The sequence below is a fragment of the uncultured Dokdonia sp. genome, from assembly GCF_947492535.1.
In the GTDB taxonomy this organism is placed as follows: domain Bacteria; phylum Bacteroidota; class Bacteroidia; order Flavobacteriales; family Flavobacteriaceae; genus Dokdonia.
The window spans coordinates 195,727-219,171 of the sequence record NZ_CANLNH010000006.1; the positions used below are offsets into that span (position 1 = coordinate 195,727).

Genomic DNA, 23,445 nt, shown 5'->3' on the forward strand with positions numbered 1-23,445 from the left:
AATTTTAATTTCGAGGCTTGCTTAGAAGTATTAAATCTTTTGGCATTGCCAATAAAGTATACGATTTAACGCTTTGCTCTCCTTATGGTCGTGAATCTCACAGGCTCTATTTCGCGAAAGCGTATAAAGACACTATCCAATACATATATACAAGGGATTCTCATTAAAAAACACGTAGTTTTACCTATACTAAAAATAGAATTCTCAATTAGATTTGCTAGAGAACCAATTGTTTGTCATACTTTCAAACAATATAAATAACCCTATAATCTAATATATCAATGAGTTATCTATCGTTTAATAACCCAAACAGAAGACAGAAAGTCTCTAGGAAAAGAAGTCAAGCACCAAAAGGATCGATGCGTAATGCATTTTCTGATTGGCTTATCAAAAATCATGGAGAAAATTATGCTTCTGAATTATCAAAACAACGATCGCAAACAAAGAGTGGTCTTACAAAACTACGAGGCAGTCAACAAACGACAGACACACCTGTTGTAGGAATTGTAGGTGGCGGATTTGCAGGTTTATATTCAGGACTCATTCTTCAATCATTAGGAATAGAATGTGAGGTCTTTGAAAGTTCCGACCGTGTAGGCGGAAGAATAGATACTTGGTACTCTACTAAATATGATGCAAAAAATCCAGATACAGCTTGCTTATATGGAGAAGTAGGAGGGATGCGTATTCCTCAATTTTCTCCTGATATGTTACCAGTTCAACATCTAGGATTATCATTAAATGCTGTTCTTAAGCGCAATAAGATGGTTGATAAAATAGTGGAGTGGCGTAAATTTTATTATGATTCAGATGTACAACGTCTACGTTATAATAACATGGAAGCGCCTATTATTAAGAAAAATGCAGCATTAAATGATCTTAATTTTGGAAAAGATAAAGGAGGAGATCTTCCTGAGGTTTGGGTAACACCAACTTCAAAACATTCTAAAGGAGAGCCTTATCTACCTATTAATATGGTTCTTGAAAAAGTAAATGGTCCTTTTATGGACGCCTTTAGAGATGAAGATTTTGACAAGGCTTTTGAAAAATTGATGAAGTTTGATAATTACTCCATGTGGGGATACTTAACAAATGTATTTAAGCTAGAAGACCTAGAAGAATATTATGATCCAAAAATGGGTAAAAAGAAAGATCATTTACCCTATAATGTAGCGAGTTACTTAGAAACATTAAATGTAGGTACGGGGATGTATTCAGTCTCTTTTGTAGAGATGGTACTGGCATTATATGATTGGGAAGGCAGTATGAATCCATATGATCATAGCGATCCAAATATCTATATGATCACTATGAATAAAGGGATGCAGCATTTTCCTGATGCCTGTAGATCGGTATTAAATTTAGAACAAGGAGTACTTCCCGAAGATGGTCATAGAGCTCAGGTTGAAATTGGAATGAAAAAAGGTGAAAATGGTCAAAAAGGCTATTCCCCTACAAACTTAACAAAAGATGCGCAACCCCCATCGACAGTCCCTCCAGCTGATCCTCCTAAACCAGTTCCTGGGAAACCATCACAACCCAAACAACGTGTGTTTATGAACCACAGAGTTACACAAGTAGAACACGATCCATTATTATTTGATACAAATGGAGGAATACGTTTAAAAGTAAAAGTAGCAAAAGGAACTAAAGAAGAAACACTCACGAAAGAATATCCATATGTAATTAGTACGCTTCCAAACGGAGCGTATTTAAGTGGAGAACTTAAAACAAACTTTTTTGATCACTTATCATTTTCTAAAGCACGCGCTATAAGAGAATGTAATTATATGCCTTCTTTTAAAGCATTTATCACTTTTAAAGACCAATTTTGGGCAAGACTTGGAGAGCGTCAAGGGGAAGGTCTTGGCGTTGGTACATCAGATAGATCTAATAGACAAATTGTATATCCTTCTTATGGCTATGAAGCCCAAGGCGGTGTTTTACAAATATATTGTTGGGCACAAGATGCAGAACGTATGGGAGCACTTTCTGATGAAGAACGTGTAAATGAATGTTTAAAAGGAATCGCCTATCTATATCCAGAAGCAGAGGCAGATGTATATGGATCCTTTGCGGGCTATAAACCAGAAGAAACGACTAAAACATGGTTTTGGGATAATCATGCTGGTGGAGGCGCTTTTGCATTATTTGGACCGGGACAGTTTACAAACTTATATCAAACCTTATTAACGCCTGAATTTGATGGACACTTAAACATAGCAGGGGAGTGCTGTTCTGTACACCATGGCTGGATTGTAGGAGCTTTAGACTCTGCATACAATGCAGTAAATAATATCCTACACCAAATGGGAGAGAAAGAAAAAATAAAAACAATGGAAAAAATGTGGGGAAGACTCACCGCTCCAGATGTAGCCATATAATATACTTATAGAGCATAAAATAATTATATTTGGTATAAACCATTTTATTATGAAACAAAAAATACTTCTACTACTTATATTTTCTTCTTTTTTATTTTCTCTGAATGCACAAATACATGTCCAAATAGGAGAAGATATTGACGGTGAAGATATTTTTGATGGATCTGGCGGGTCTATAGGTACTAATGCAAATGGTAGCCGTATTGCCATTGGAGCTGTACTTAACTCTACTAATAGAGGACATGTGAGGGTTTTTGACTTTGATGGAGAAAATTGGGTTCAAGTAGGAAATGATATAGATAGCGAGTTGATTTTTGGTTTCTTTGGGGCATCTGTTGTTTTAAATGATGAAGGAAATAGATTAATTGCTTCAGGAATTGGATTTGACAAGCAAAGTGTAACTGGATTTGTAAGAGTGTTTGATTTTGATGGAGAAAATTGGATTCAAGTAGGTAACGATATCACTTCTCAAAGTAGTGAAGATAGTGGATTTGGTGATGGATTGACAATAAATAATGGAGGAACTAGACTTGCTATTGGACATCCAGAGAGTGATCTTAATGGTGTTAACTCAGGATCTGTTGTTATATATGATATTGTTGATGATAATTTTATCCAAATAGGGGAAGAAATTCTTGGAGAAGATTTGATAAATGGAGCAGGAAGATCCATAAGTTTTAATGGAGATGGAAATATCCTTGCGATTGGAGCAAGTGGAAATAATAATGATAATGGAAATGATTCTGGTCATGTAAGAGTATTCAATTATGATGGTATTAATTGGAATCAAATGGGGCAAGATATAGATGGAGAGTCTGTTGGAGATTTTTCGGGAGAATTTGTTAGTATTAGTGATGATGGAACTCGAGTGGCTATTGGAGCACCAGGTAATAATGGAAACGGCACAAATTCTGGGCACGCTAGGGTATACGATTTCAACGGGGAAAATTGGATACAAGTAGGATCAGATATTGATGGTGAAAATGCTGGAGATTTTTCTGGGGTAGTTGATTTAATAGATGATGGTAATCGTTTGGCCATTGGAGCTCCTTCAAATGATGATGCAGATAATAATGCAGGTCATGTAAGAGTATACGATTTTATTAATGGCAATTGGATTCTAGTAGGAACAGATATAGATGGTGAAGCAAGTACAGATGCATCTGGGGCAGCAATTAGTTTTAGTAACGATGGAAATATTTTATTCGTTGGAGCTCCTGGGAATGATGCTGGAAATAATGAAGGATTTGATTCAGGACATGTAAGAGCTTATGATACTTCAAATTTATTAAATGTTGAAAGTTTCAATTCAAATACTATTAGTATCTATCCAAACCCTACGAATGGAGTGATTTCATTTGAAACAACTTTGACATCATTATTAGACTTAAAACTATATGATGTTACTGGAAAAATGATTAAAAATTACACTAATTTATCAAACATTCCAACAATTGATATTTCCTTTTTAAAAGCTGGTATTTATTTTTTAGAAATCAAGTCAGATGATTCTAGCATAATAAAAAGAGTAATCAAATTCTAAATAATTTTGATTTCAAAATCCTACTATTAAATTAGACTAATTTTTAAATAATATATAGATCATATAACTAAACAATTAGTTAAAACTAATTATTTAGTTATATTTGTTTGTAATAGTTATGTAAAGTCACCATCTAATGTCTATAAAACAAACAATAATCATAGTAATTCTATGTTTTTTCTCTAGTCAAATTTCTGCTCAAGAGGGACAACCAAGTACACAATTACAAGCTGCCTATAGAGCAGAAGGCTCTTTGCAATTAAAAAAATCTAAAGATCTTTTTAATAAGGTGAGTATACATGAAAAAGCAACGAAAGAAGAACAATGTAAAGCACTCAGAGCTCTAGCAGTACAAGACTGGAAGTTTTATAAAGATAAGGAGACTGCCTATAAACGATTGTTAAAAGCAGATAGTATAGGTGATTACAGATCAGAAACTTGGATTATTATAAGTAGAATAGCACAAGAAGATGGGGATTACAAAAAAGCACTTACTGCTGCAAAAAAATCAGCGCAAATTGCTACTTCAGATGCAGATAAACAGTATGCAAAATACAAATATTGCAATGCCGTTCTTATACAAGCAATAGCGCAACATGATAACAACACTTCTTTTGATAAAACACTGTTAGAAGAGGCTTCTATGATTTTACAGGATGTATTATCTGTAAATCCAACAAATGTAAATGCAACAGATACATTACTAGGAATTTCTTTGTTGTTAGAAGATGGGAATACTGCTTTAAAAGCATGGTTTTCGTATTATAGATTCTCTGATATTAATAGCGTATACGCCTATTTAAAAGAACCTGCTAAAACGCTTCAAAAAACGCTTACAAAATGGAACCAAGAAACCCTACTGAACGACGATAAAGTTGCCATTGTAAATGCATTGGCACAATCTCGCTTTTATACCTATGCAAGAATCATGGCTATGAAATTTGGAAATTCTAATGATCATATAAAAAATAATATCCAAGTACAACACATTATATCCTATAGTAAACATTTAGAGGAACTCACTGCATATACTGATGAGTATTATAGAAAAATGACGCTAGAAGAAGGAGATACCGATGCATATATAGATCACATCGTCTCTGAAAGTGAAACCATGTATACAACACTGCTGTCTACAGAAAAAGTGAAAGATACTTTTTCTATGCAGAACTATAGAAGACTCATACGCTCTAAATACGGTACGGTATCCATTTTAGGCAGAACAAGTAGCTCTCCAATTATGGGATTAGTCATGGGACAAATTGTAAACGAACGAATTCGAAAAGTAGAACAATACGGTCATCGTGCAGATTTTAACTTTACAGAACTAGATATGATGGTTTCTAATGGATATCCTAGTTGGTATTGGGAAGATAGGGGAGCAGGAGGTTTTGCTATACCTGGTGGATTTCTTAGAGTAAAGAAAATGTTCAAATACTTAGGAATTAGTGCCTGGGAAAATGTTACTGATTCTGTAAAAAGGAAAAAAGCTACAACTAAAATACGCAAAACCTTATACGAATCGTCTGTATCGTCAGATAAGAATACGGTATTAGCTGGACTCGCTACTAAATTGGAATTAGATGCTTTAGATCAACTCTATAATCAATTAACAAAAGAAGCGTATAAGGGAGTTTCCTTACAATTAAAGTTTATAGAACACTATGACTTATATAGAGACAATGCCACTATGTTTGCACATGAAGGAAGGCATTCTTTAGATAGGGTTGTTTTACAAGAAGAGTACACGGCTCTAGGAACTGCCACGATAGAATATAGAGCACGTTTATCACAAATCGTATTTAGCGAATCTCCAAAATTAGAACTAGCCAATATGGTTTCAGGTACGGGAACTACAGGAAGTGGTATGGCAAATACGATGATTGTAGAAGTTGCTGAAAAATGGATAAAAGAGAACACCTCAAAAATAAAGGGGTATGATAAAAATAAACTTCCAATAGCACACCTATACGTATTAACAAATGATCAAATAAAATCTATTTATAGAAATGTAGATCCGTTTTATAAGAAAATGAAATAGTTACTTAATAAGTAACATTATTCCAGAAATCATAAGTAATCCTAAAACAACTTTGGTAAGGGTAGCTTCGTTAAGTCTTAAATATACTTTTTTGCCTAAAAATAAAGCCAATATAAAAAAAGGTAGTACTAATAAGACATAATAGAATTGTTCAAATTGTAATACACCTCCAAATACTAGTACAGGAATTCTAACTAAAGTAACAAGACCTAGTATTGCAAACATAGTGGCTCTAAATGTTTTCAAATCTATAACAGCATTTTTAACAGCAATAACATATAAAGGGCCTCCTGTAGAAAACACACCTGCGAAAAAGCCACCAAGAAAACCAAATACATATTCAATCTTAGGTGAAAATTTAAAATCGCTTTTTGATTTTAGTTTATTAATAACAAATAAGATGATAAAAACACCTAATGCTTTTTTTAGTACTGCTGGTTGACTATATAATAATACAGCACCACCTATTACAACTCCAATAATAGAAGATAGAATTAATTTTTTAAGTAATCTTTTATCTATTCGTTCCCACTCTTTATAAATATGTATAGGACTTGAAATAGCATAAAAAATAGTAATATATGAGATTGCTTCTGGTAATGGCATCACAAAAAGTAAAAAAGGGAGCGATATTAAAGCTCCCGCAAAACCAATGATAGTTTGAATAAAAAACCCTATAAAAATGCCAATAATAAGTAGTAATATCATCATATTCATACCACAAAAATAAAGTGCTTTATTGTTATTGGAAAATAAATATTTTGGATATAATCAGTATATTCACTTTTTAAAATGGAATTTTACATTAATAACAAACTTATTTATGGTAGATGCAATTGATCATAGAATTATAAATCAATTAAAAAAAAATGCTAGAGAATCTTATGTAGAAATTGGAAAGAAAATTGGTCTTTCTCCTTCTTCGGTTCGTGAGCGTGTTCAAAAACTAGAAGATGCTGAAATCATTGCAGGTTATAGTCTAAAACTCAATCATAAAAACCTAGGATTTGGACTTGAAGTCTTAATTTCATTCAAAGTTTTTAGTGGGAAACTCAAAGTATTTTGTGATGTCTTGAAACAATATGAAGAAATCTGCCAAATGTATAGAATTACAGGCACGCATAATATATTTATGAAAGTGATTTTAAAGGACCAATCTCACTTAGAACAATTTATAGATAGTATTATTATGTATGGAGAACCTACAACACATTTAATTTTATCTGACTTACGTTCATAAAAAACTTCTATAAAAAGAGAATTCAATATCTTTGTGTACACTATACACAATATGGTTGAGCAAAAAATTAGACTTTCTGTAGATGCAGTAGTTTTTGGATATGAAGAAGGCGTCATCTCTGTATTACTTATTAAACGTAAATACGATCCTTTTAAAGGGAAATGGGCGATTCCTGGAGGGTTCGTTTTAAATAATGAATCCTTAGAAACTGCTGTAGAACGTGAGTTACAGGAAGAAACGGGTGTTAAAATAAATTACTTAGAACAACTCTACACCTTTGGAGATGTAGAGAGAGATCCTAGAGGTAGGGTAGTCACAGTAGCCTATGTAGGTCTGGTAAGACCCAATACTTTCAAAATTTTTGCCGCTACAGATGCGTCCCAAGTACAATGGTTTACTATAGATAAGCTTCCTGAACTCTCTTTTGATCATCAAAAGATTCTCCTTACGGCCATTGCTAGACTACAAGCTAAAATCACCTATGAACCTATAGGCTTTGAGTTATTAGATACCAAATTTCCTTTCTCTGATTTAGAAAAACTATACACAACCCTCTTAGGAAGGCCTATAGATAGACGTAATTTTAGAAAGAAAATTCTTGGATTAAATGTATTAGATGAATTAGATGAAAAAGTATCTAAAGGATCTGGGAGACCTGCCAATTTATTCCAATTTAATCAAAAACGCTATTTCCAGTTAAAGAAAGAAGGAATTATTTTCGAAATTTAAATACTGAAAACCAACAATTTATCATATTTGTGTTGAAATAACGCAAATAAAACTTGCTTACTTTTTTTCTTCACTTTATATTTGCGTTGTATTTACACAAATAGAAATGAATATGAATAGTATATTAGTAACAGACGGGTATAAGACAGGACATCATCAACAATATCCGGTAGGAACAGAAGAAGTATATTCTAATTGGACGCCAAGAAGTAATACCTATGCGCCCAAAGGTTGTGACAAGGTAGTTTCATTTGGACAACAATATGTGATTCAGTGGTTACATAATTATTTTCAAGACCATTTCTTTTCAAAATCAAAGTCAGAGGTGTGTAAAGAAATTAAAGAAGAGCTGTCCTTATATCTTGGAACTGATTATGATGTAACACATTTTGAACAATTACATGAGTTGCAATATTTACCTATACGCGTAAAGTCATTACCAGAAGGAGTAGAGGTACCTATTCGTATTCCAATGATTACCATTGTAAATACACATAAAGATTTTTATTGGATTACTAATTTTTTAGAAACCATATTATCTGCGATGTTATGGCAACCTATGACATCGGCTTCAATTGCATTACAATACAAGCGTATTTTTAAACATTGGGCATTGCTTACTGATAAAGACCATATTGATTTTATAGATTTTCAAGGGCATGATTTTTCTATGAGAGGTATGGGAGGGTTAGAAAGTTCAATAGCATCAGGAATGGGACATGCATCTGTATTTTTAGGATCAGATACCTTACCCGTAATAAGAGGATTGCGTTCTTATTACAAAGCGCAAGGATTTGTAATTGGTTCTGTAAATGCAACAGAACATTCGGTGATGTGTGCAGGAACTAAAGATGATGAAATAGGCACTTTTAAAACATTAATGAAAACATATCCTACTGGAATTCTTTCTGTAGTAAGTGATACCTGGGATTTATGGAAAGTACTCACAGAATATCTTCCTGTTCTAAAAGAAGAAATCGTAAACAGAGATGGAAAACTTGTGATACGTCCAGATAGTGGAGATCCTGTGGCTATTATTTGTGGAGAAAACAATCAATTAGGAGGAGAAACACCACAAGAAAAAGGAGTTGTAGAGTTGCTATGGGATGTATTTGGAGGAACGATAAACAAACAAGGATTTAAAGTATTAAATCCACATATAGGAGCTATTTATGGTGATAGTATTACTATAGAAAGAGCAGAAGAAATTTGTAAACGGTTACACGATAAAGGATTTGCAAGTACAAGTGTGGTGCTAGGAATAGGGTCTTTTACATATCAATTTAAAACCAGAGATACCTTTGGATTTGCAATGAAAGCTACTTCGGTGGTGGTAGATGGAAAACGCAGAGAGATATTTAAAGACCCTATTACCGATAATGGTGTTAAGAAATCAGCAAAGGGATTACTCAAAGTCATTAAAGTAGGAGATACCTATGAGTTAAGAGATGAAGTAACAGAGCAAGAAGAACAAGAAGGCGAACTAAAAACCATCTATGAAAATGGTATTTTTAAAAGATCAGTAACCTTAGAAGAAATCAGAAACCGAATTAATCAATTTATTTAAAATTATATATCATTATGTCATACACTATAAAGCGATTTAAAGACGGGCAAGTAACAGCTAGTATACTAACGAAAGGAGATTTAAACGTTTCCTTACGAGGGAATTCTTATGAAGATCTGTTTACAGCAGCGTCTATAAAAGAAGCTTGGGATGCATATCATACTTTAGATAAAACGGTTACTGCTACACTCACATTGTATTGTTTGATAGGGCAGCGCTCTGACAGACGGTTTCACGAGAAAGAGTCTTTTGATTTAAAAGTAATTACACGTTTTATAAACAGTATGGGATTTGATCAGGTACAGATTTTACATCCACATAGTGATGTATCCTTAGCATTGATTGAAAATGCTATCAAAATAGATCATTTTGAGTATGTGGAAAAGACATATAATACGATTGGAAATCCAGTTTTAGTAAGTCCAGATGCAGGTGCTTATAAAACATCACATAGCATTGCAGAACGACTAGAAGCAAATCTAATCCCTTCTAATAAAGTACGTGTAGATGGAAAACCTATGATTAGCATACAGGGAGACGTAAAAAACAAAGAATGTCTCATTGTAGATGATATTGCAGATGGGGGCCGCACTTTTAAATTATTGGCAGATGAGCTCAAAAAACAAGGCGCTTCCAAGGTATTTTTATATGTGACACATGCACAGTTCAATTATGGATTTGAAGAAGTAAAACAAAGTATTGATCATGTGTATTGTACCAATAGTTATAGAGATATAGAAGATCCATTTGTAACGCAATATAATGTGATATAATACAATAAATGATGATACGCTTTCGCGAACCTGCCTGCCGGTAGGTAGGAGCGTATAAAGAAATACTAACAGATTTAATTACATATAAATTATAAGATAATGGAAATAGACAATATAATTGAAGAATTTAAACAACTAGACCTATCTAAATATCCAGATGCAGAAATAAGAGATCTATTTAACAAAATTGGACCAGTTGGTGCTGTAATCGTGACCCTTCACAAAGGAAAATCTGTAATGCGCGCAAGACCCAATGAAAAAAACAAACGATTTTATAAAAAATCTGATTTATCTTTTAAACCACAAGAATTTAATAAAACATATCAAAGAGCAAGTACTCCTAATCAAACTATGTTTTATGCAACATCTGTTCCAGATAAATTAGAAGAAGGAGAACTTGATAATATGCGAATAATTGGCATAACAGAGACTATTCCAATGTTAAGAGATAAAACTAAAAGTGGATTTCAAAAAATTTCATTTGGTCGCTGGGTTGTTCAAGAAGACATTAAGTTAATGGCTATTGTTCACCACGACTCATATTATAATGAAAGTAATTACACAAGAGAATTAGTAAACGCATTTAAAAATTTTATAACTCAATATCCTGAAGAGATAATTGAGAAGTCGTTAAAATTTCAAGATTATTTGTCAAGTGAATTTGCAAAAGAAGATATTAAAGCAGATTATGATTATATGATCTCGGCAATTTTTACAGAAATCGTCACTAGACAAGGGTTAGATGGGGTACTTTATCCAAGTGTAAGAACCGTTGGTCAAGGATTTAACATAGCGATAACACCTGCGGCAACGGATAAACTTGCATTGTATGTAGCTGGGGAATGTTCAATATATAAATCTAGAGATCAGGTTGTTGTTGGAAATGATGCTATAGTTGAACTCGATGGAAAACAAACTGAATTTAATCTAGTAGATCAAGAAAATCATGAGCAGTTACTTTTAGAGAAAATAGGTATTAAATCTATTGAAGAGTTAAGAGATCCCAAGTAACAATTGTTATGAATGAATGAATTATTCATTACCGTCTACCTCTCAGCCCCCCCGAAGACTTTCAGTATGATATATTTAAAGTTAAGTATTAGCTAACATAAATATTCATAGTCAAAATCATTAACAAATAAAAAAATAATGAGTTGTATTGCTTGTTTTATTGATAATAATAATCAAAAGAAGTTAAAAAAAAATTGCTTTGGACTTGATAGATTTGAACTCAAATTGAAAAAATACAAAGAATCATTTTTAGAGAACATAAAAAAACTCAAAAGCATTTCTGAATGTGATTGTGAATTCAGAAATAATAATTCAGAATATGTTCAATGGACAGATTCTTTTTTGGAAGAAACACTTAATAACATTAGTGTTATTGAAGACACATTTGATGATATAATTTCTATTTACATTAGTTATATCTCAGAAAACACAAAAATAGCTACGGATAAGATTTGGAGTTTTCTACAACAGAATGATTTATTAAATGAAACTGAAAGTGGTTTTACTTATTCAACTATTTATTTTAGAGCAAGAATATATGATAAAACCTTCAATAAAAGTGATATTAACAACTTTTTACATATACCATTTAATAAAAGAGGATTAGTTGGGAATCAAAGGTTCAGTGTTTCTGGACAACCAATGTTATATCTTGGAAAATCTATTTATGGTATAAAAAAAGAATTGTCAACTCCAATAAACAATCTTGCTATATCTGCATTTATACCATATTATAAAGATTTTTATTCTAAAAAATATTTTACAATTAAAAATACTTTGTTTGACACGATAGCTAAAACTCTTCCTGAGATAGCTAAAGATCATGAAATAGATTATGATGACAGTTTTTTAACTCCGAATAGAAATTCTATAAAAAAAGATATTAAGAAATCTATATTTTCTCAAATATTAACTTTTCCTGTTGAAAAAAAGTCTAGTTTCATCTCAGAGTATGTATTACCTCAAATGACTACCACTGCTCTCTTAGAGAATAATTTCAATGGTATAGTATTTCCCTCCACAAAAGATTTTTCAGAACTGAAAAATTATAATATAAGATCTGATCATGAATCAAATTTTGCCATTTTCGTTAATTATTCTGAAAGCAACCAATATGATGATGAATTATTAAAAAACTTACTACACTTTACTCTTAATGGTAAAGAAGAATTTAATCATTCAGTATATGAGATACTTAATAAATTCGAATTAGTATTCGAACTCAATAGAAAATCAAATTATCATAACTTTATTGCGCCTTTAATCAGTTTAAGACTTCAAGTTGAGTACTTAGAAAAATCAAAAATTGACGGTATTGAATATTATGAAACTTCATATGGGAAAATTGAATTAGAGTTTTATTCAAAAGTTGCTGATTTTTACCTGAGTATCATTAAATAAACACTTATAACTAACAATATTTACGGTAAAAAAATAAAATGATAAAATTTAGATGTTTGTATTTAGCTTATTACCAGTTCGAAACATATAGTATATAATAATCCTTATGCTTCTTGTGCGAATCATTGTACTTAATATAATTGGAAACATAAAAATAACAAAAATGTACTTCGGAACTCGTTTTCAATATCCTGAAAACAAAGAACTGAAAGCACTTATAACAAATTATGAAACTTAAATTAAAACCTTATAAAGAACAAATAAAAGAATGGCCTCAAGAAGGACATCATATCATGGCACAATACGATGATGAAAAAGTAATCGTATACCAATCCTATCGACTTGCGATAGGAAATTTTGCGTATAGAAATCAATTTTTTGGAGGTCCCTTCAAACTTACTAGAATGACGTGGATCAAACCTAACTTTTTATGGATGATGTACCGTAATGGCTGGGGTACTAAAGAAGGACAGGAAATCGTGCTTGCTATCCATGTAAAAAGAGACGCATTTGAACGTTATCTGTCAAAAGCGGTCTATTCTAATTATCAAGAAGATATATATACAACTAGAGACGTTTGGCAAGAAGCGGTAAAGAATTCTAGTATTCGTTTACAATGGGATCCAGATCACGATCCATACGGTGCGAAATTAGAACGAAGAGCCATCCAAATCGGTATTCGGAATGAAGAAATTGCCATGTATGCTAAAGAAGATATCCTATAGATAGAAGATATTTCTGAGTATGTACGTCAGCAGTATCAACATGTTCTAGCTAATAGATTAGACGATTTAGTAGTGCCTTCTGAAGCTCCTTACATCCCTAAAGATGTAGCAGTCGCAACGCATTTGCGTCTAGATAGTAATAAATAAACTTATGCTTTTAAAGCACTCATTTTAAGCTGGATGACACCTATTTTATCAAGTATACGCATGATCAAATAGGTGACATCTATTTCATACCAATGCACACCTCCAAAATTCGCTCTGTTACTATGCTTATGATGATTGTTATGATATCCTTCACCCATCATTAAAAAATCAAATCGAAATAAGTTTTTAGACGTATCAGTTGTTTTGAAGTTAATGTACCCATAAATATGTCCAAACCAATTGATAATGACACCGTGAATAGGAGCCATAGCAAATAAAATAGGAAGCAGTAACCATTGCCACCAGGCTGTAGTTAAAAAGGCAAACAACACTGTATAGATAACAATCCAAAAAACTCTTGAACCTCTAGAACCAGCAAATGAATCAAAACGTTTCCATTGTGGGATGTTCTTTGTGAATTTTTGATGTACAGTAATACGTTTATTATTGATATCCTGATAGATGTTTTTGGTTTTCCACATCATCGCAAAAAGACTGTTGTCATATTTTGGAGAATGCGGATCTTTCTCAGTATCTGTATACGCATGATGCATGCGATGCATGATTCCATATCCATACGCGCTCAAATAACTTGGACCTTGACAAAGCCATGTTAAGATAAATGTGATTTTCTCTGTTGTTTTAGACATCGTATACGTTTGGTGTGCCGCATATCTATGTAGAAAAAATGATTGGAAAAATAAGCTTGAATACCACAAGACACCAACTAAAATAAGTATAACCATCTCTTTTTTCTGCAAAGTTACAGTTGAGAGCAGTCGATTACAATGAACCTAGGTTAACTAATGCGTTTCCGGATACGGCTTAATGCCTGTGGAGTAACGCCTATATAAGAACTAATATACTTAAGCGGTATTTCTTTAATCACCTCTGGACGTGCTTTGAAAACATCAAGATATCGTTCTTCTGCAGTATAATTAAGTAAGGTTTGCTCTCTTTTTGATTTGATTAAAAAAAGTCGTTCAGCTGTAAGCCTGCCTATCAAATTCCCTATTTTGGTCGTTGCATACACCTTTTGTAAGTCGTCGTAAGAAATACTTAAAAGTGTGGTATCTGTAAGTGTTTGCAATTCATATACTGATGGTTTACGCGTTAAAAAAGAATCATAGGCACTAATAAACTGTTCTTTAAAACTAAAACCAAAGGTAATTTCTTTAGTAGGTTCAGGTTTTGGGATATACAACCGTACAATACCCGTTATAATAAAAGAAATATGATTTTCTACAACACCCGATCTTAAGAAAATTGTTTTCTTAGGAATATCACGTCTAGTAAGTTTAGAAGAAAAGAAATCCCAATCAGCATCAGTGATTTCAGAAATCTGATGTAAGTGTGCTCGTACAACTTCTAAGGTAGTTTCCGGGGTAGTATTCATTACCTTGCAAGATACCTTTCTTCTATATGAGAAGGTAGAAAATTAACGTATAATTAAGTAGTCGTGTTTCTTTATACGCTTTCGCGAAAGCGTATACCACATGTTTGAAATATTTTATCTGCTTATAGATCTTTCTTTAGAATACGTCCATCAAATCCAGCGGTATAGATTGTATTTTTAATAATTAAAACATCTTGTATAAAATTATCGGTCTTTAGATATTCTTGAGATTTTTTAGACGGTAGTTTTGTCATTATTACACGATTATCTTCTCCACACGTCATTAATGTGTTATTGTGACTTTTAATAGCTCTTACGGCATCCTGATGTATTTGGTAGTGTTCTGTAGTTTGAGATATGAGATTCATTTGTATAACCATTCCATCTTTAGCTCCTACATACAAGGTGTTATCATCCAAATACAAACAGAATAGAGGAGCCGTATACGTATAGAGACACAAAGAGGTTTTAGAAGATAGATTTGTGATATGAATTGTACCATCTTAACTACAACTTATAATACGTCCGTCAGGAAGTACGATAAGATCCCAGATCCAATCTTCATGAACTTCAATACGATCAATAATAGTGAGTTTATTAGAAAGATAATATATGGTTCCGCTGGTACCCGCTGCTATAATTGTATGATCACAGTTTTTATGTAAGGAAATTAGCATTTCGCGAAAGCGTATAGAACGAACTACATTGCCATCTATAGTCCATTTTTTAAGTGTAAAATCTCTAGAACAGGATACAAAATGGTCTTTATCTGCTCTAATCACTTTTATAACTGACTTCGTATGTATGTTGAATGTGTTCAGTAATTCTAAGTTGGTATTCCAAATTTTGATATAACGATCACGCCCACAACTTATAAATCGAGTCTTGTCAAGCTGTGTCAAATTCCAAATATATCCTTGATGGTGTGTATCCTGTAAAGGTATATTTACAATAATATCAGATCGCAAAATGTACTTATTTCCTTTGGTAACAACACTTCCTTTATGCCAGATAGCATGATCAAATACGAGGAGTTTTCCTTTTTTGGGAGCAACTATTTTACTAGGCGTTGTATCTGATTTATTTGTGTAAAATTCAGTGAATCCTCCATCAAAATCATCATTGAGATACAGTAAAAAAGTATATTTTGATGCTTGCATATCATTAATATAGTACACGCCGTCTTGATGTATTGAAAAAGACTGTCCTTCTTGATATCTACAAAATCGAATACGTTCATTAATGGATACCATGTCTAACAAGTCCTTTTCAGATTGAAGACCAAACGTTTTTAGTTTTATAAATAACTGATTGGCTAGGGAAGGAGTATCCTCAACATATCGATCGTTATTTCTATAGTATGTTGGATAATGACTATTGGCTTTTTGGAATTGTTGCACTCTAGAAGTTAGTAATACATCACATTCAGAATCAGAAATAAAATGATCTATCTCGATAATAGGTTCACTTTGGATATATGATATTTTATATGACATTTATAGGGTTTTTAGTTCTTTTTGAATATTCATACGTGCTTTTTCTTCAAAGGCTACTTGAAAGTGTTTGGTTTGAAAAATCCAATCACGACTTAATAATTGTTTTAAAAATCGTTTTCTACCTGCTTTATAAAGCAGGGTAGGAATTGTTGCGTATTCGTTCCTAATAGCATCACAATATTGATAGTATCTTTTTGAAGTAGCACCAAGAATAGAAAGGTCCATATCTAGAAATAGCTGTATGAATGGATCATGAGCGGTATGAGAAGCAGTCGCAATAATTAATTGAGTAATAGTTTCTTGACTTTCCTGATCTATTCCTAATTTCTCTAGCCATAGCGCAGCAAATTGCGCACTTTTAAGTTCGTTATCTTTTGCCGTAGCCTTATAAATGACATCATGAAATAAAGCAGCATGTGCTAGAAGTCCTTTTTGTGCTTCAGAACATTTTAACTCCATAATTTGATGAAACAAACTATAAATATGTGTCAAGGTATGATAATGCCTCTTTACATGTGTGTAATGCTTTTCTACTTCCTCAAAACAGGCAATAGAATTGTCACTATGTACTGTTTGAGAAAGGGTTAACCACTCTTGATATATGTGTTTATTTTCCATAGCTCAAAATTGAGAACTATGAGAATGATTTGCATTGATGTATGATAAGATTTTAAGCTAACGTTATAACTGCTTGCGTATACGACTTAAAGATTCTGGAGTGATACCAAGATAGGAAGCGATATAATGATGCGGAATCCTATTAAATAACATAGGATATAATGCTAAAAAAGACAGATATCTATCTGATGCCGTTTTATATTGTAGTGACTCAATACGCTCTATAGCCAGAATATAGTTGTATTCTGCCATCAATCTTCCAAACGCATTTAATGCGGCACTCTTACTATACAAAGAAGTCCAATCACTATATGAAATAGAGAGTAATTGCCCAGGGATAATACACTCAACTATCTCTGTACTTGGCTCAGTTTTTAACAAGCTTACAAACGAAGCCACAAAAGGGTTTCTAGCTTCATAATTAAAATAACTTGTGATTTCTTTCCCGTCTTTAATACGATACACTCTATAAACTCCTGAAACTACAAAACGTAATGAAGTGCAAACTTGGTCTTGTTTAACAATAACATCATATTTGCTGTAGGACGCTATAGAGAGCTTAGCTGCTATAGCTATTTTATCCTCTTGAGAAAGATCCACTTTAGAGGCTATAAAATCAAATAATGTTTCTGTGGGAATAGACATATGATAAATGTACTATTATTTCCTGAGTACGCTTTCGCGAAAGCGTATTTAACCCCAGGTAATGCATCACTTAGGTTAAAAACATACCCGTTATAAAGTATGGTTTGACTACTAAGAAAACCCTATTATTAAATAGAAAAGTAAGGAGATGTATAAAATTGAGAGACAGTAATATACCTAATAACTTTTTTGTATATTTAGACTCCCTTTTTGAGACAAATTCCCCTTTCTAATAATTAAAAATATCATTGATGGTGCATGGTGTACACTATTCATAGCAATATGCTATTGAATATTTATGCTGTGTAGTACCTATTAAATAAAGGTTAGATTATGACTAAAAAGGCAAAACTTTACGGAAAAGAAAGAAAGGTAAGTGAAATTAAAATGTCATTACCTTCAGAAATTGCTACAAATTTTACACTTAAAAAGCATGTAGAGCTTTCTACTACACGATCTGATAGTTCGGAAATTAAAGTTGATTTTGAAGAAAATGATTTAGTTGCATTACAATTTGCTGATCATACAGAATGGATCGGTCATCCAGAGGATATCCAAGAGATTTATGATGAACGCATTCTTAATAAGCGATCTACCACCGATGATGATTATATTTTTGAAACACAAATATCATCGCAAGGAGAAACTAGAGGCACTATAAAACGAGCTGTTGTCAAGGTTTTTAGTGTGTTTAGTGCTAATAAATCACTTGCTGCTGCTTCGATGGAAGCGCTTGGTATAAAATATGATAAAAAAATACAACCACAGCCAGGTTTGTATGCTATAGATACTGCCTTTAAAAGAGTTCCGTTTAAAGAAAATAACACGAATAATCATTACTTATTACTGATACATGGAACGATATCATCTTCTTTAGATGCATTTTCACAATTGAATGATAGCGATGCTTGGAAAAAGATTGTAGGAAAATATAAGAGTAATATAATGGCACTTGACCATTATACATTATCTGAAAGTCCGCTTCAAAATGCCTTAGACTTTTTAAAAGCATGTCCTGATAAATGTAGTTTGGATATTATGAGTCACTCTCGTGGTGGACTCATTGCTGATATTTTAGCTAAATGTGATTATAACAATAATGAAAATCATGAAGTTGGTTTTAGTAAAAACGAACAAGATATTTTCCTTAAGAAAAAACAAAAAGCAAAAGCCAAGGGTAGTAAAGAACCACAAGAATATGATATCATACAAGAGATTAATACACTAGCACTTCAAAAACAAATTACAGTCCACAAAATTGTACGTGTTGCAGCGCCAGCAAATGGTACCACTATTTTATCTCAGCGTGTTGATCATTTCTTTAATCTGTTATTAAATACAATCTCATTAGCTTTTGGAATTAAAAATCCTTTATACGGGATTGTGAAGTCATTCTTATTAGAGCTGATTAGTCAAAAAGATGATCCAGATGTTTTACCGGGATTAAATAGTATGATTCCAGGTTCGTTATTTCAAAAAATGCTGAATTCGGCAGATACTACTGTAGAGAGTGAATTATATAATATTATTGGTGATTCAGAAGTAGGAGGTGTCAATTTTGATTCTCTTAAAGTGATCCTTTCTAATCTATTTTATAGAGCTGCAAATGACCTTGTAGTTGATACGAGTAGTATGACACATGGGGTAAAACGAATAGATGGTTTTTATACATTTACTTCAAAAGATAGTGAGACAAATCACTTTAACTATTTTAAAAATAAAAATTCTTGCGACGCTATTCTACAGGTGTTAACGCCAACAGATGAATCTGTTCACAACCTATATACTAAGGAAGTGTATGCAAATGGCCAACGCGGTATTCTATTAGATAAATTATCACTTGCAGGGGTACGTTATGCAGAACCTAAACTAGACGAGATAACGAAAGATATCTTAATCTTAATTCCAGGTATTATGGGATCTACCCTTAGTACAGGAGGTAAAGATCAATGGATACAGATGCGTGCTCTAAACAAAGGAGCCATCGTTGATAAACTTGCAGTAGATGCAAAAAATGTAAAAGCATCTGGAGTCGTAGAAAAATTCTACAAACAATTTGGGGATCATTTTTCTTCCAAATATGATGTAGTTTCTTATGAATTTGATTGGCGAAAATCAGTATCAGAAGCTGCCGTAGGTTTAGAAGCTCTTGTGCAACGAATGCTGAAAGCAAATGTAAATGTCCATATTGTGGCACATTCTATGGGAGGACTTCTTGCAAGACAGTTTATGATTGACTTTCCAGAAACGTGGGATGATTTTATAAAACCTGCTAAAAATAAATTTGTGATGTTGGGTACGCCATGGTTAGGTTCTTACCTTATTATGGAAGTTCTTACTGGTCATAGTAGACGCGTAAAACAACTCGCTATGATTGATTTTAGAAATGATAGAGAAGACTTATTAGAAATCTTCTGGAAGTATCCAGGTGTTTTTGAATTATTACCTGTAGAAGAAATAGCTACACGAAAGTTTTGGACCGCTACATTCTGGAATAAAGTAAAGAGTACTGCCAATTTACACCGAATGCCTAATCTTACTAATAATAAAAAATCATTATCTCATTTTGATGACTTTAGAAGTAAGATCCTCGCATTCTTAAAAGAATTAGATACTGAAGAGAAAAGTGATTTCTTTGAAAAAATCTATTATGTATGTGGAAAAGCTGATAAAACAGTGTGTGATTATACGTATAAAAACAAGTTTTTATCTAGACATAAAAAACTCATTTATAAAGCGACTTCTCATGGAGATGGAAGTGTTACTTGGAAAACAGGAATCCCAAAACAGCTATTAAAGAGTAATAACTTGTATTACACAAATACAAGTCATGGCGAATTAGCCAATGAACCATCCATGTTTGAAGGAGTTATGGAACTTTTAGAACGTGGTAAAACAAACAAATTAGATACACAACCGCCTTCAGGGACTCGAAGCGGAGAGGTAATTACAGATGTACATGAGTATGTAGAGCCTCTTGCAGATTCGGATGCTGTAATAAATGCAGTATTTGGTACTGAAAAACAAAAGGAAATCACATCAGATGCTTTTGAAGTCACTGTGGTGAATGGAGATTTAAAAGAATCCAATTACCCTGTAATGGTCGGTCACTTCTTTATGGATCTTATTTTAAGTGCCGAAAAAGCATTAGATGGCTATTTAGAGAATCGTTTATCACAACGTATGGCTATCGGTTACTATCCAGGTAAAATAGGGGAGAGTGAAGTATTCTTTAATTTAGAAACACAACCTAAAGGTGCTATTATCTGTGGTTTAGGTACGACAGAAACACTCACGCAATTCTTACTGTCTAAAACAGTTAAAAATGCTGCATTAAAGTATGCGATGTTTATGCGTGATAACTATACACTTCCGCAAGCTAAAAAATATGCATCAGGTATCTCTTTCATATTAATGGGAATAGGGTATGGGAAACTTCCTATAGAGGAATCCTTAAAAGGAATTTTACTAGGTGTCGCTAAAGCAAACGTATACATAAAAGAAACTGGGATAAAACAAGGTTTAAAACCTATTACACGTATTGAAGTTATCAATTATTATGAATCCATTACTAGTGAAGCTTATTTCTCATTAAGTAAAATTATACATGATGATGATAATCGTATTCCATTTACATTAAATAAAGGGATTGTACGTAGAACAGGAGCTAAGAAGAAACAATCATTTACTTCAAATACCTATACATCATGGTTTAATCTTCATATTACCAATGAAACTTCTGACGAAGGCAAAAACAAAGGATTTAAATATTATGCTTCTAATGGATTAGCAAGAGTTGAAGAAGAAAATATAAATATTGACTTTAATGATATAAAACATTTGTTATTACAACAAGCCAATACATCTACGTGGGACAAACGTTTATCAAAAACATTATTTGAGATGTTAATTCCTAATGGTTTTAAAGATGTATTTAGAAATCAAGGAAATCTAATCATCAAGGTCGATAAAAAATCTGCTGAAATTCCATGGGAGTTACTACATCACTCTAAAGATGATAATACTCCTATTGCTGTAGGTTCTACATTTATAAGACAATTGGTTACAGCAGATATAGAACGTTTTGATCAAGTAGCGCATAATAATAAAAATGTACTTATCATTGGTGATCCTATATATAATGACGATACATTGCCACAGCTTCCTGCGGCAAAAGTAGAAGCAGAACGGGTTGCAGATACCTTGAGTACTAGCAAATACAAAACATATACTTGTATTAATGAATCATCATTAAAAATCACAACAGAACTGTATAATGAGCAATATAAAATCATGCACTTTGCAGGACATGGATTATATGATATCGAGAATAACAGAGTAGGGATTGCTATAGGAGATGGAATTTTTATTGATCCTCAAAAACTAAGACAAATAGGCTATGTGCCTGAATTTGTATTTATCAATTGTTGTTATTCTGGCGCTATGAAGGCAGGTGATGACTCTTATAGTAGAGATCGCTATCGATTGGCTGCCAATGTAGGTACACAATTGATAGAAATGGGGGTGAAAGCTATTATCATTTCTGGTTGGGCGGTAGATGATGCCGCAGCAAAAGACTTCTCTGATACCTTTTATAAAAATATGTTAGATGGATATAACTTTGGAACTTCGGTACAAAAGGCACGATTGTCTTGTTTCCAAAACCATCGTAACACAAATACATGGGGAGCATATCAATGTTATGGAAATCAGTTTTACACGTTTAGTAACAGAAAACATAGTAAAGAAGATTTATTAGACTATGTGATAGATACACAGGTGCATACGGATATGGATAATCTATTAAATGCGATAAGGGATCGTAAAAATAATAGAGAAAAGACATTGCGAAAGTTAAATAAATACATGGAAAAAGCAGAAAAATCAAATCTGCTTGATGCGGTAGTTCTAGAAAAAGAAGCATTGATATACAATGAATTGGATGAAGTTGATGTTGCTTGTCAAAAATTTAAAGAACTTTTTAAATATGGAAAAGGAACATTTTCTATCGGTGCTTTAGAACATTATTGTATTATTAAAACGAGGAAGTTTGAAAAAAACACGTTAGAAGAAGAGTTACAAGAAATCGAATTTTTATCTCTCATAGGAAGAAACCCAGGGAGAATAAACATAATAGCAAATGCATATAAATTTGCATCCATGCAACTGGGTGTTACACCAAAATCAAAAAGAAAGACAAAAACGGTAGTTAAAGATGCTATTTATTATTTACTAAAAGCGTTTAAAGGATATGCAGAAAGTTTTTCTATTTCTAATGATTTATATGAGTCAGAATGTCTAGATGCTGCCACAAATATGATTTTTATAGGTCATATACTAGAATTAAATGGAGATAGTACATTACTTGCACATCTCAAGACCTGTGAAGCCTTTGCTGGAGTAAAAGACATTAAAACAAATTTCCTAACGCTATACAAGGATATTTATACAAAAGACACCTCAAATGTAGATTTAGAAGTACGTATTGGAATGGCAGAATTAGGCTATGCATTAGCACTCTTTAAAGATAATTTTGTCGCTAATAAAGAGTTTGATATTGTCAATAAGTTTAAAGATGTATTTCAGCAGTTATACAGCCCTAGATATATTAGTATACAGCTATTACAAATAGGCTTTATAGAATATTACCTTAAAGATGAGACAACGCTCATACAATTAAAACACATTAAAGAAGAGATCAATAAATTAAGTGAGTAATTCTATACAAA

At 32.6% G+C, this 23,445-nt stretch carries 18 protein-coding genes; 11 read left to right on the top strand and 7 right to left on the bottom strand.

The genetic code is table 11. The features are described from left to right. Positions 1–281: 281 nt before the first annotated feature. From Q1A60_RS10405 to Q1A60_RS10415, 3 genes are all read left to right on the top strand, one after another. Positions 282–2,384 carry an FAD-dependent oxidoreductase gene (locus Q1A60_RS10405; protein WP_299764583.1) on the top strand — a complete coding sequence of 701 codons (2,103 nt, stop codon included), beginning with the start codon at positions 282–284 and terminating at the stop codon, positions 2,382–2,384. A 49-nt stretch (positions 2,385–2,433) separates the two neighbouring features. Then, positions 2,434–3,927 carry a T9SS type A sorting domain-containing protein gene (locus Q1A60_RS10410; RefSeq protein WP_299764581.1) on the top strand — a complete coding sequence of 498 codons (1,494 nt, stop codon included), beginning with the start codon at positions 2,434–2,436 and terminating at the stop codon, positions 3,925–3,927. A gap of 136 nt (positions 3,928–4,063) precedes the next feature. Then, positions 4,064–5,968 (top strand): hypothetical protein, encoded by a 1,905-nt coding sequence (locus Q1A60_RS10415; RefSeq protein ID WP_299764579.1) that lies wholly within the window; start codon positions 4,064–4,066, stop codon positions 5,966–5,968. On the opposite strand, the gene Q1A60_RS10420 is transcribed toward Q1A60_RS10415, so the two are convergent. Further along, positions 5,969–6,679, bottom strand: coding sequence for a sulfite exporter TauE/SafE family protein (locus tag Q1A60_RS10420; RefSeq protein WP_363322584.1), 711 nt, complete (start codon positions 6,677–6,679; stop codon positions 5,969–5,971). Between the two features lie 34 nt (positions 6,680–6,713). Here Q1A60_RS10420 and Q1A60_RS10425 point away from each other — a divergent pair, with 34 nt between their 5' ends. The 7 genes from Q1A60_RS10425 (at position 6,714) to Q1A60_RS10455 (ending at position 13,414) form a co-directional block, all read left to right on the top strand. Continuing rightward, the gene (locus tag Q1A60_RS10425; RefSeq protein WP_363322585.1) at positions 6,714–7,208 is read left to right on the top strand and encodes an Lrp/AsnC family transcriptional regulator; all 495 of its coding nucleotides are present in this window, start codon (positions 6,714–6,716) and stop codon (positions 7,206–7,208) included. A gap of 51 nt (positions 7,209–7,259) precedes the next feature. After that, the gene (locus Q1A60_RS10430) at positions 7,260–7,937 is read left to right on the top strand and encodes an NUDIX domain-containing protein (protein ID WP_299764574.1); all 678 of its coding nucleotides are present in this window, start codon (positions 7,260–7,262) and stop codon (positions 7,935–7,937) included. A 112-nt stretch (positions 7,938–8,049) separates the two neighbouring features. After that, positions 8,050–9,504: a nicotinate phosphoribosyltransferase gene (locus Q1A60_RS10435; protein WP_299764572.1), complete on the top strand. Its 1,455-nt coding sequence runs from the start codon at positions 8,050–8,052 to the stop codon at positions 9,502–9,504. 14 nt (positions 9,505–9,518) lie between these two features. After that, positions 9,519–10,277: a phosphoribosyltransferase family protein gene (locus tag Q1A60_RS10440; protein ID WP_299764570.1), complete on the top strand. Its 759-nt coding sequence runs from the start codon at positions 9,519–9,521 to the stop codon at positions 10,275–10,277. A 99-nt stretch (positions 10,278–10,376) separates the two neighbouring features. Further along, positions 10,377–11,288 carry a hypothetical protein gene (locus tag Q1A60_RS10445; protein ID WP_299764567.1) on the top strand — a complete coding sequence of 304 codons (912 nt, stop codon included), beginning with the start codon at positions 10,377–10,379 and terminating at the stop codon, positions 11,286–11,288. A gap of 138 nt (positions 11,289–11,426) precedes the next feature. Next, positions 11,427–12,689, top strand: a complete 1,263-nt coding sequence (locus tag Q1A60_RS10450; protein ID WP_299764565.1) for a hypothetical protein — start codon at positions 11,427–11,429, stop codon at positions 12,687–12,689. A gap of 227 nt (positions 12,690–12,916) precedes the next feature. Next, a complete protein-coding gene (locus Q1A60_RS10455) occupies positions 12,917–13,414 on the top strand; it encodes a DUF4291 domain-containing protein (protein WP_299764563.1) in 498 nt (165 codons plus the stop codon). Between the two features lie 149 nt (positions 13,415–13,563). Here the strand turns inward: Q1A60_RS10455 and Q1A60_RS10460 are convergent, their stop codons facing one another. The 6 genes from Q1A60_RS10460 to Q1A60_RS10485 form a co-directional block, all read right to left on the bottom strand. Continuing rightward, positions 13,564–14,307, bottom strand: a complete 744-nt coding sequence (locus Q1A60_RS10460; RefSeq protein ID WP_299764560.1) for an acyl-CoA desaturase — start codon at positions 14,305–14,307, stop codon at positions 13,564–13,566. Between the two features lie 53 nt (positions 14,308–14,360). After that, entirely contained in the window at positions 14,361–14,957 is a 597-nt protein-coding gene (locus Q1A60_RS10465; protein ID WP_299764558.1) for a cyclic nucleotide-binding domain-containing protein, read from the bottom strand. Between the two features lie 122 nt (positions 14,958–15,079). Continuing rightward, the gene (locus Q1A60_RS10470) at positions 15,080–15,376 is read right to left on the bottom strand and encodes a hypothetical protein (RefSeq protein ID WP_299764556.1); all 297 of its coding nucleotides are present in this window, start codon (positions 15,374–15,376) and stop codon (positions 15,080–15,082) included. A gap of 84 nt (positions 15,377–15,460) precedes the next feature. Further along, on the bottom strand, positions 15,461–16,453 hold the full coding sequence (locus tag Q1A60_RS10475; RefSeq protein ID WP_299764554.1) for a 2OG-Fe(II) oxygenase: 993 nt from the start codon (positions 16,451–16,453) through the stop codon (positions 15,461–15,463). Next, positions 16,454–17,071 (bottom strand): hypothetical protein, encoded by a 618-nt coding sequence (locus tag Q1A60_RS10480; protein ID WP_299764552.1) that lies wholly within the window; start codon positions 17,069–17,071, stop codon positions 16,454–16,456. It abuts the gene before it with no gap. Positions 17,072–17,134: 63 nt separating this feature from the next. Continuing rightward, a complete protein-coding gene (locus Q1A60_RS10485; protein WP_299764550.1) occupies positions 17,135–17,716 on the bottom strand; it encodes a Crp/Fnr family transcriptional regulator in 582 nt (193 codons plus the stop codon). A gap of 333 nt (positions 17,717–18,049) precedes the next feature. On the opposite strand from Q1A60_RS10485, the gene Q1A60_RS10490 reads away from it, so the two are divergent. Continuing rightward, complete coding sequence (locus tag Q1A60_RS10490) at positions 18,050–23,434, top strand: CHAT domain-containing protein (protein WP_299764547.1); 5,385 nt, start codon at positions 18,050–18,052, stop codon at positions 23,432–23,434. The last annotated feature ends 11 nt before the right edge of the window (positions 23,435–23,445 follow it).

Coding starts and splice junctions, on each gene's coding strand:
- Q1A60_RS10435 (WP_299764572.1), top strand. CDS start 8,050: ATGAATAGTATATTAGTAACAGACGGGTATAAGACAGGACATCATCAA.
- Q1A60_RS10475 (WP_299764554.1), bottom strand. CDS start 16,453: ATGTCATATAAAATATCATATATCCAAAGTGAACCTATTATCGAGATA.
- Q1A60_RS10450 (WP_299764565.1), top strand. CDS start 11,427: ATGAGTTGTATTGCTTGTTTTATTGATAATAATAATCAAAAGAAGTTA.
- Q1A60_RS10445 (WP_299764567.1), top strand. CDS start 10,377: ATGGAAATAGACAATATAATTGAAGAATTTAAACAACTAGACCTATCT.
- Q1A60_RS10410 (WP_299764581.1), top strand. CDS start 2,434: ATGAAACAAAAAATACTTCTACTACTTATATTTTCTTCTTTTTTATTT.
- Q1A60_RS10420 (WP_363322584.1), bottom strand. CDS start 6,679: ATGATGATATTACTACTTATTATTGGCATTTTTATAGGGTTTTTTATT.
- Q1A60_RS10455 (WP_299764563.1), top strand. CDS start 12,917: ATGAAACTTAAATTAAAACCTTATAAAGAACAAATAAAAGAATGGCCT.
- Q1A60_RS10415 (WP_299764579.1), top strand. CDS start 4,064: ATGTCTATAAAACAAACAATAATCATAGTAATTCTATGTTTTTTCTCT.
- Q1A60_RS10480 (WP_299764552.1), bottom strand. CDS start 17,071: ATGGAAAATAAACACATATATCAAGAGTGGTTAACCCTTTCTCAAACA.
- Q1A60_RS10485 (WP_299764550.1), bottom strand. CDS start 17,716: ATGTCTATTCCCACAGAAACATTATTTGATTTTATAGCCTCTAAAGTG.
- Q1A60_RS10490 (WP_299764547.1), top strand. CDS start 18,050: ATGACTAAAAAGGCAAAACTTTACGGAAAAGAAAGAAAGGTAAGTGAA.
- Q1A60_RS10460 (WP_299764560.1), bottom strand. CDS start 14,307: ATGGTTATACTTATTTTAGTTGGTGTCTTGTGGTATTCAAGCTTATTT.
- Q1A60_RS10465 (WP_299764558.1), bottom strand. CDS start 14,957: ATGAATACTACCCCGGAAACTACCTTAGAAGTTGTACGAGCACACTTA.
- Q1A60_RS10405 (WP_299764583.1), top strand. CDS start 282: ATGAGTTATCTATCGTTTAATAACCCAAACAGAAGACAGAAAGTCTCT.
- Q1A60_RS10440 (WP_299764570.1), top strand. CDS start 9,519: ATGTCATACACTATAAAGCGATTTAAAGACGGGCAAGTAACAGCTAGT.
- Q1A60_RS10430 (WP_299764574.1), top strand. CDS start 7,260: ATGGTTGAGCAAAAAATTAGACTTTCTGTAGATGCAGTAGTTTTTGGA.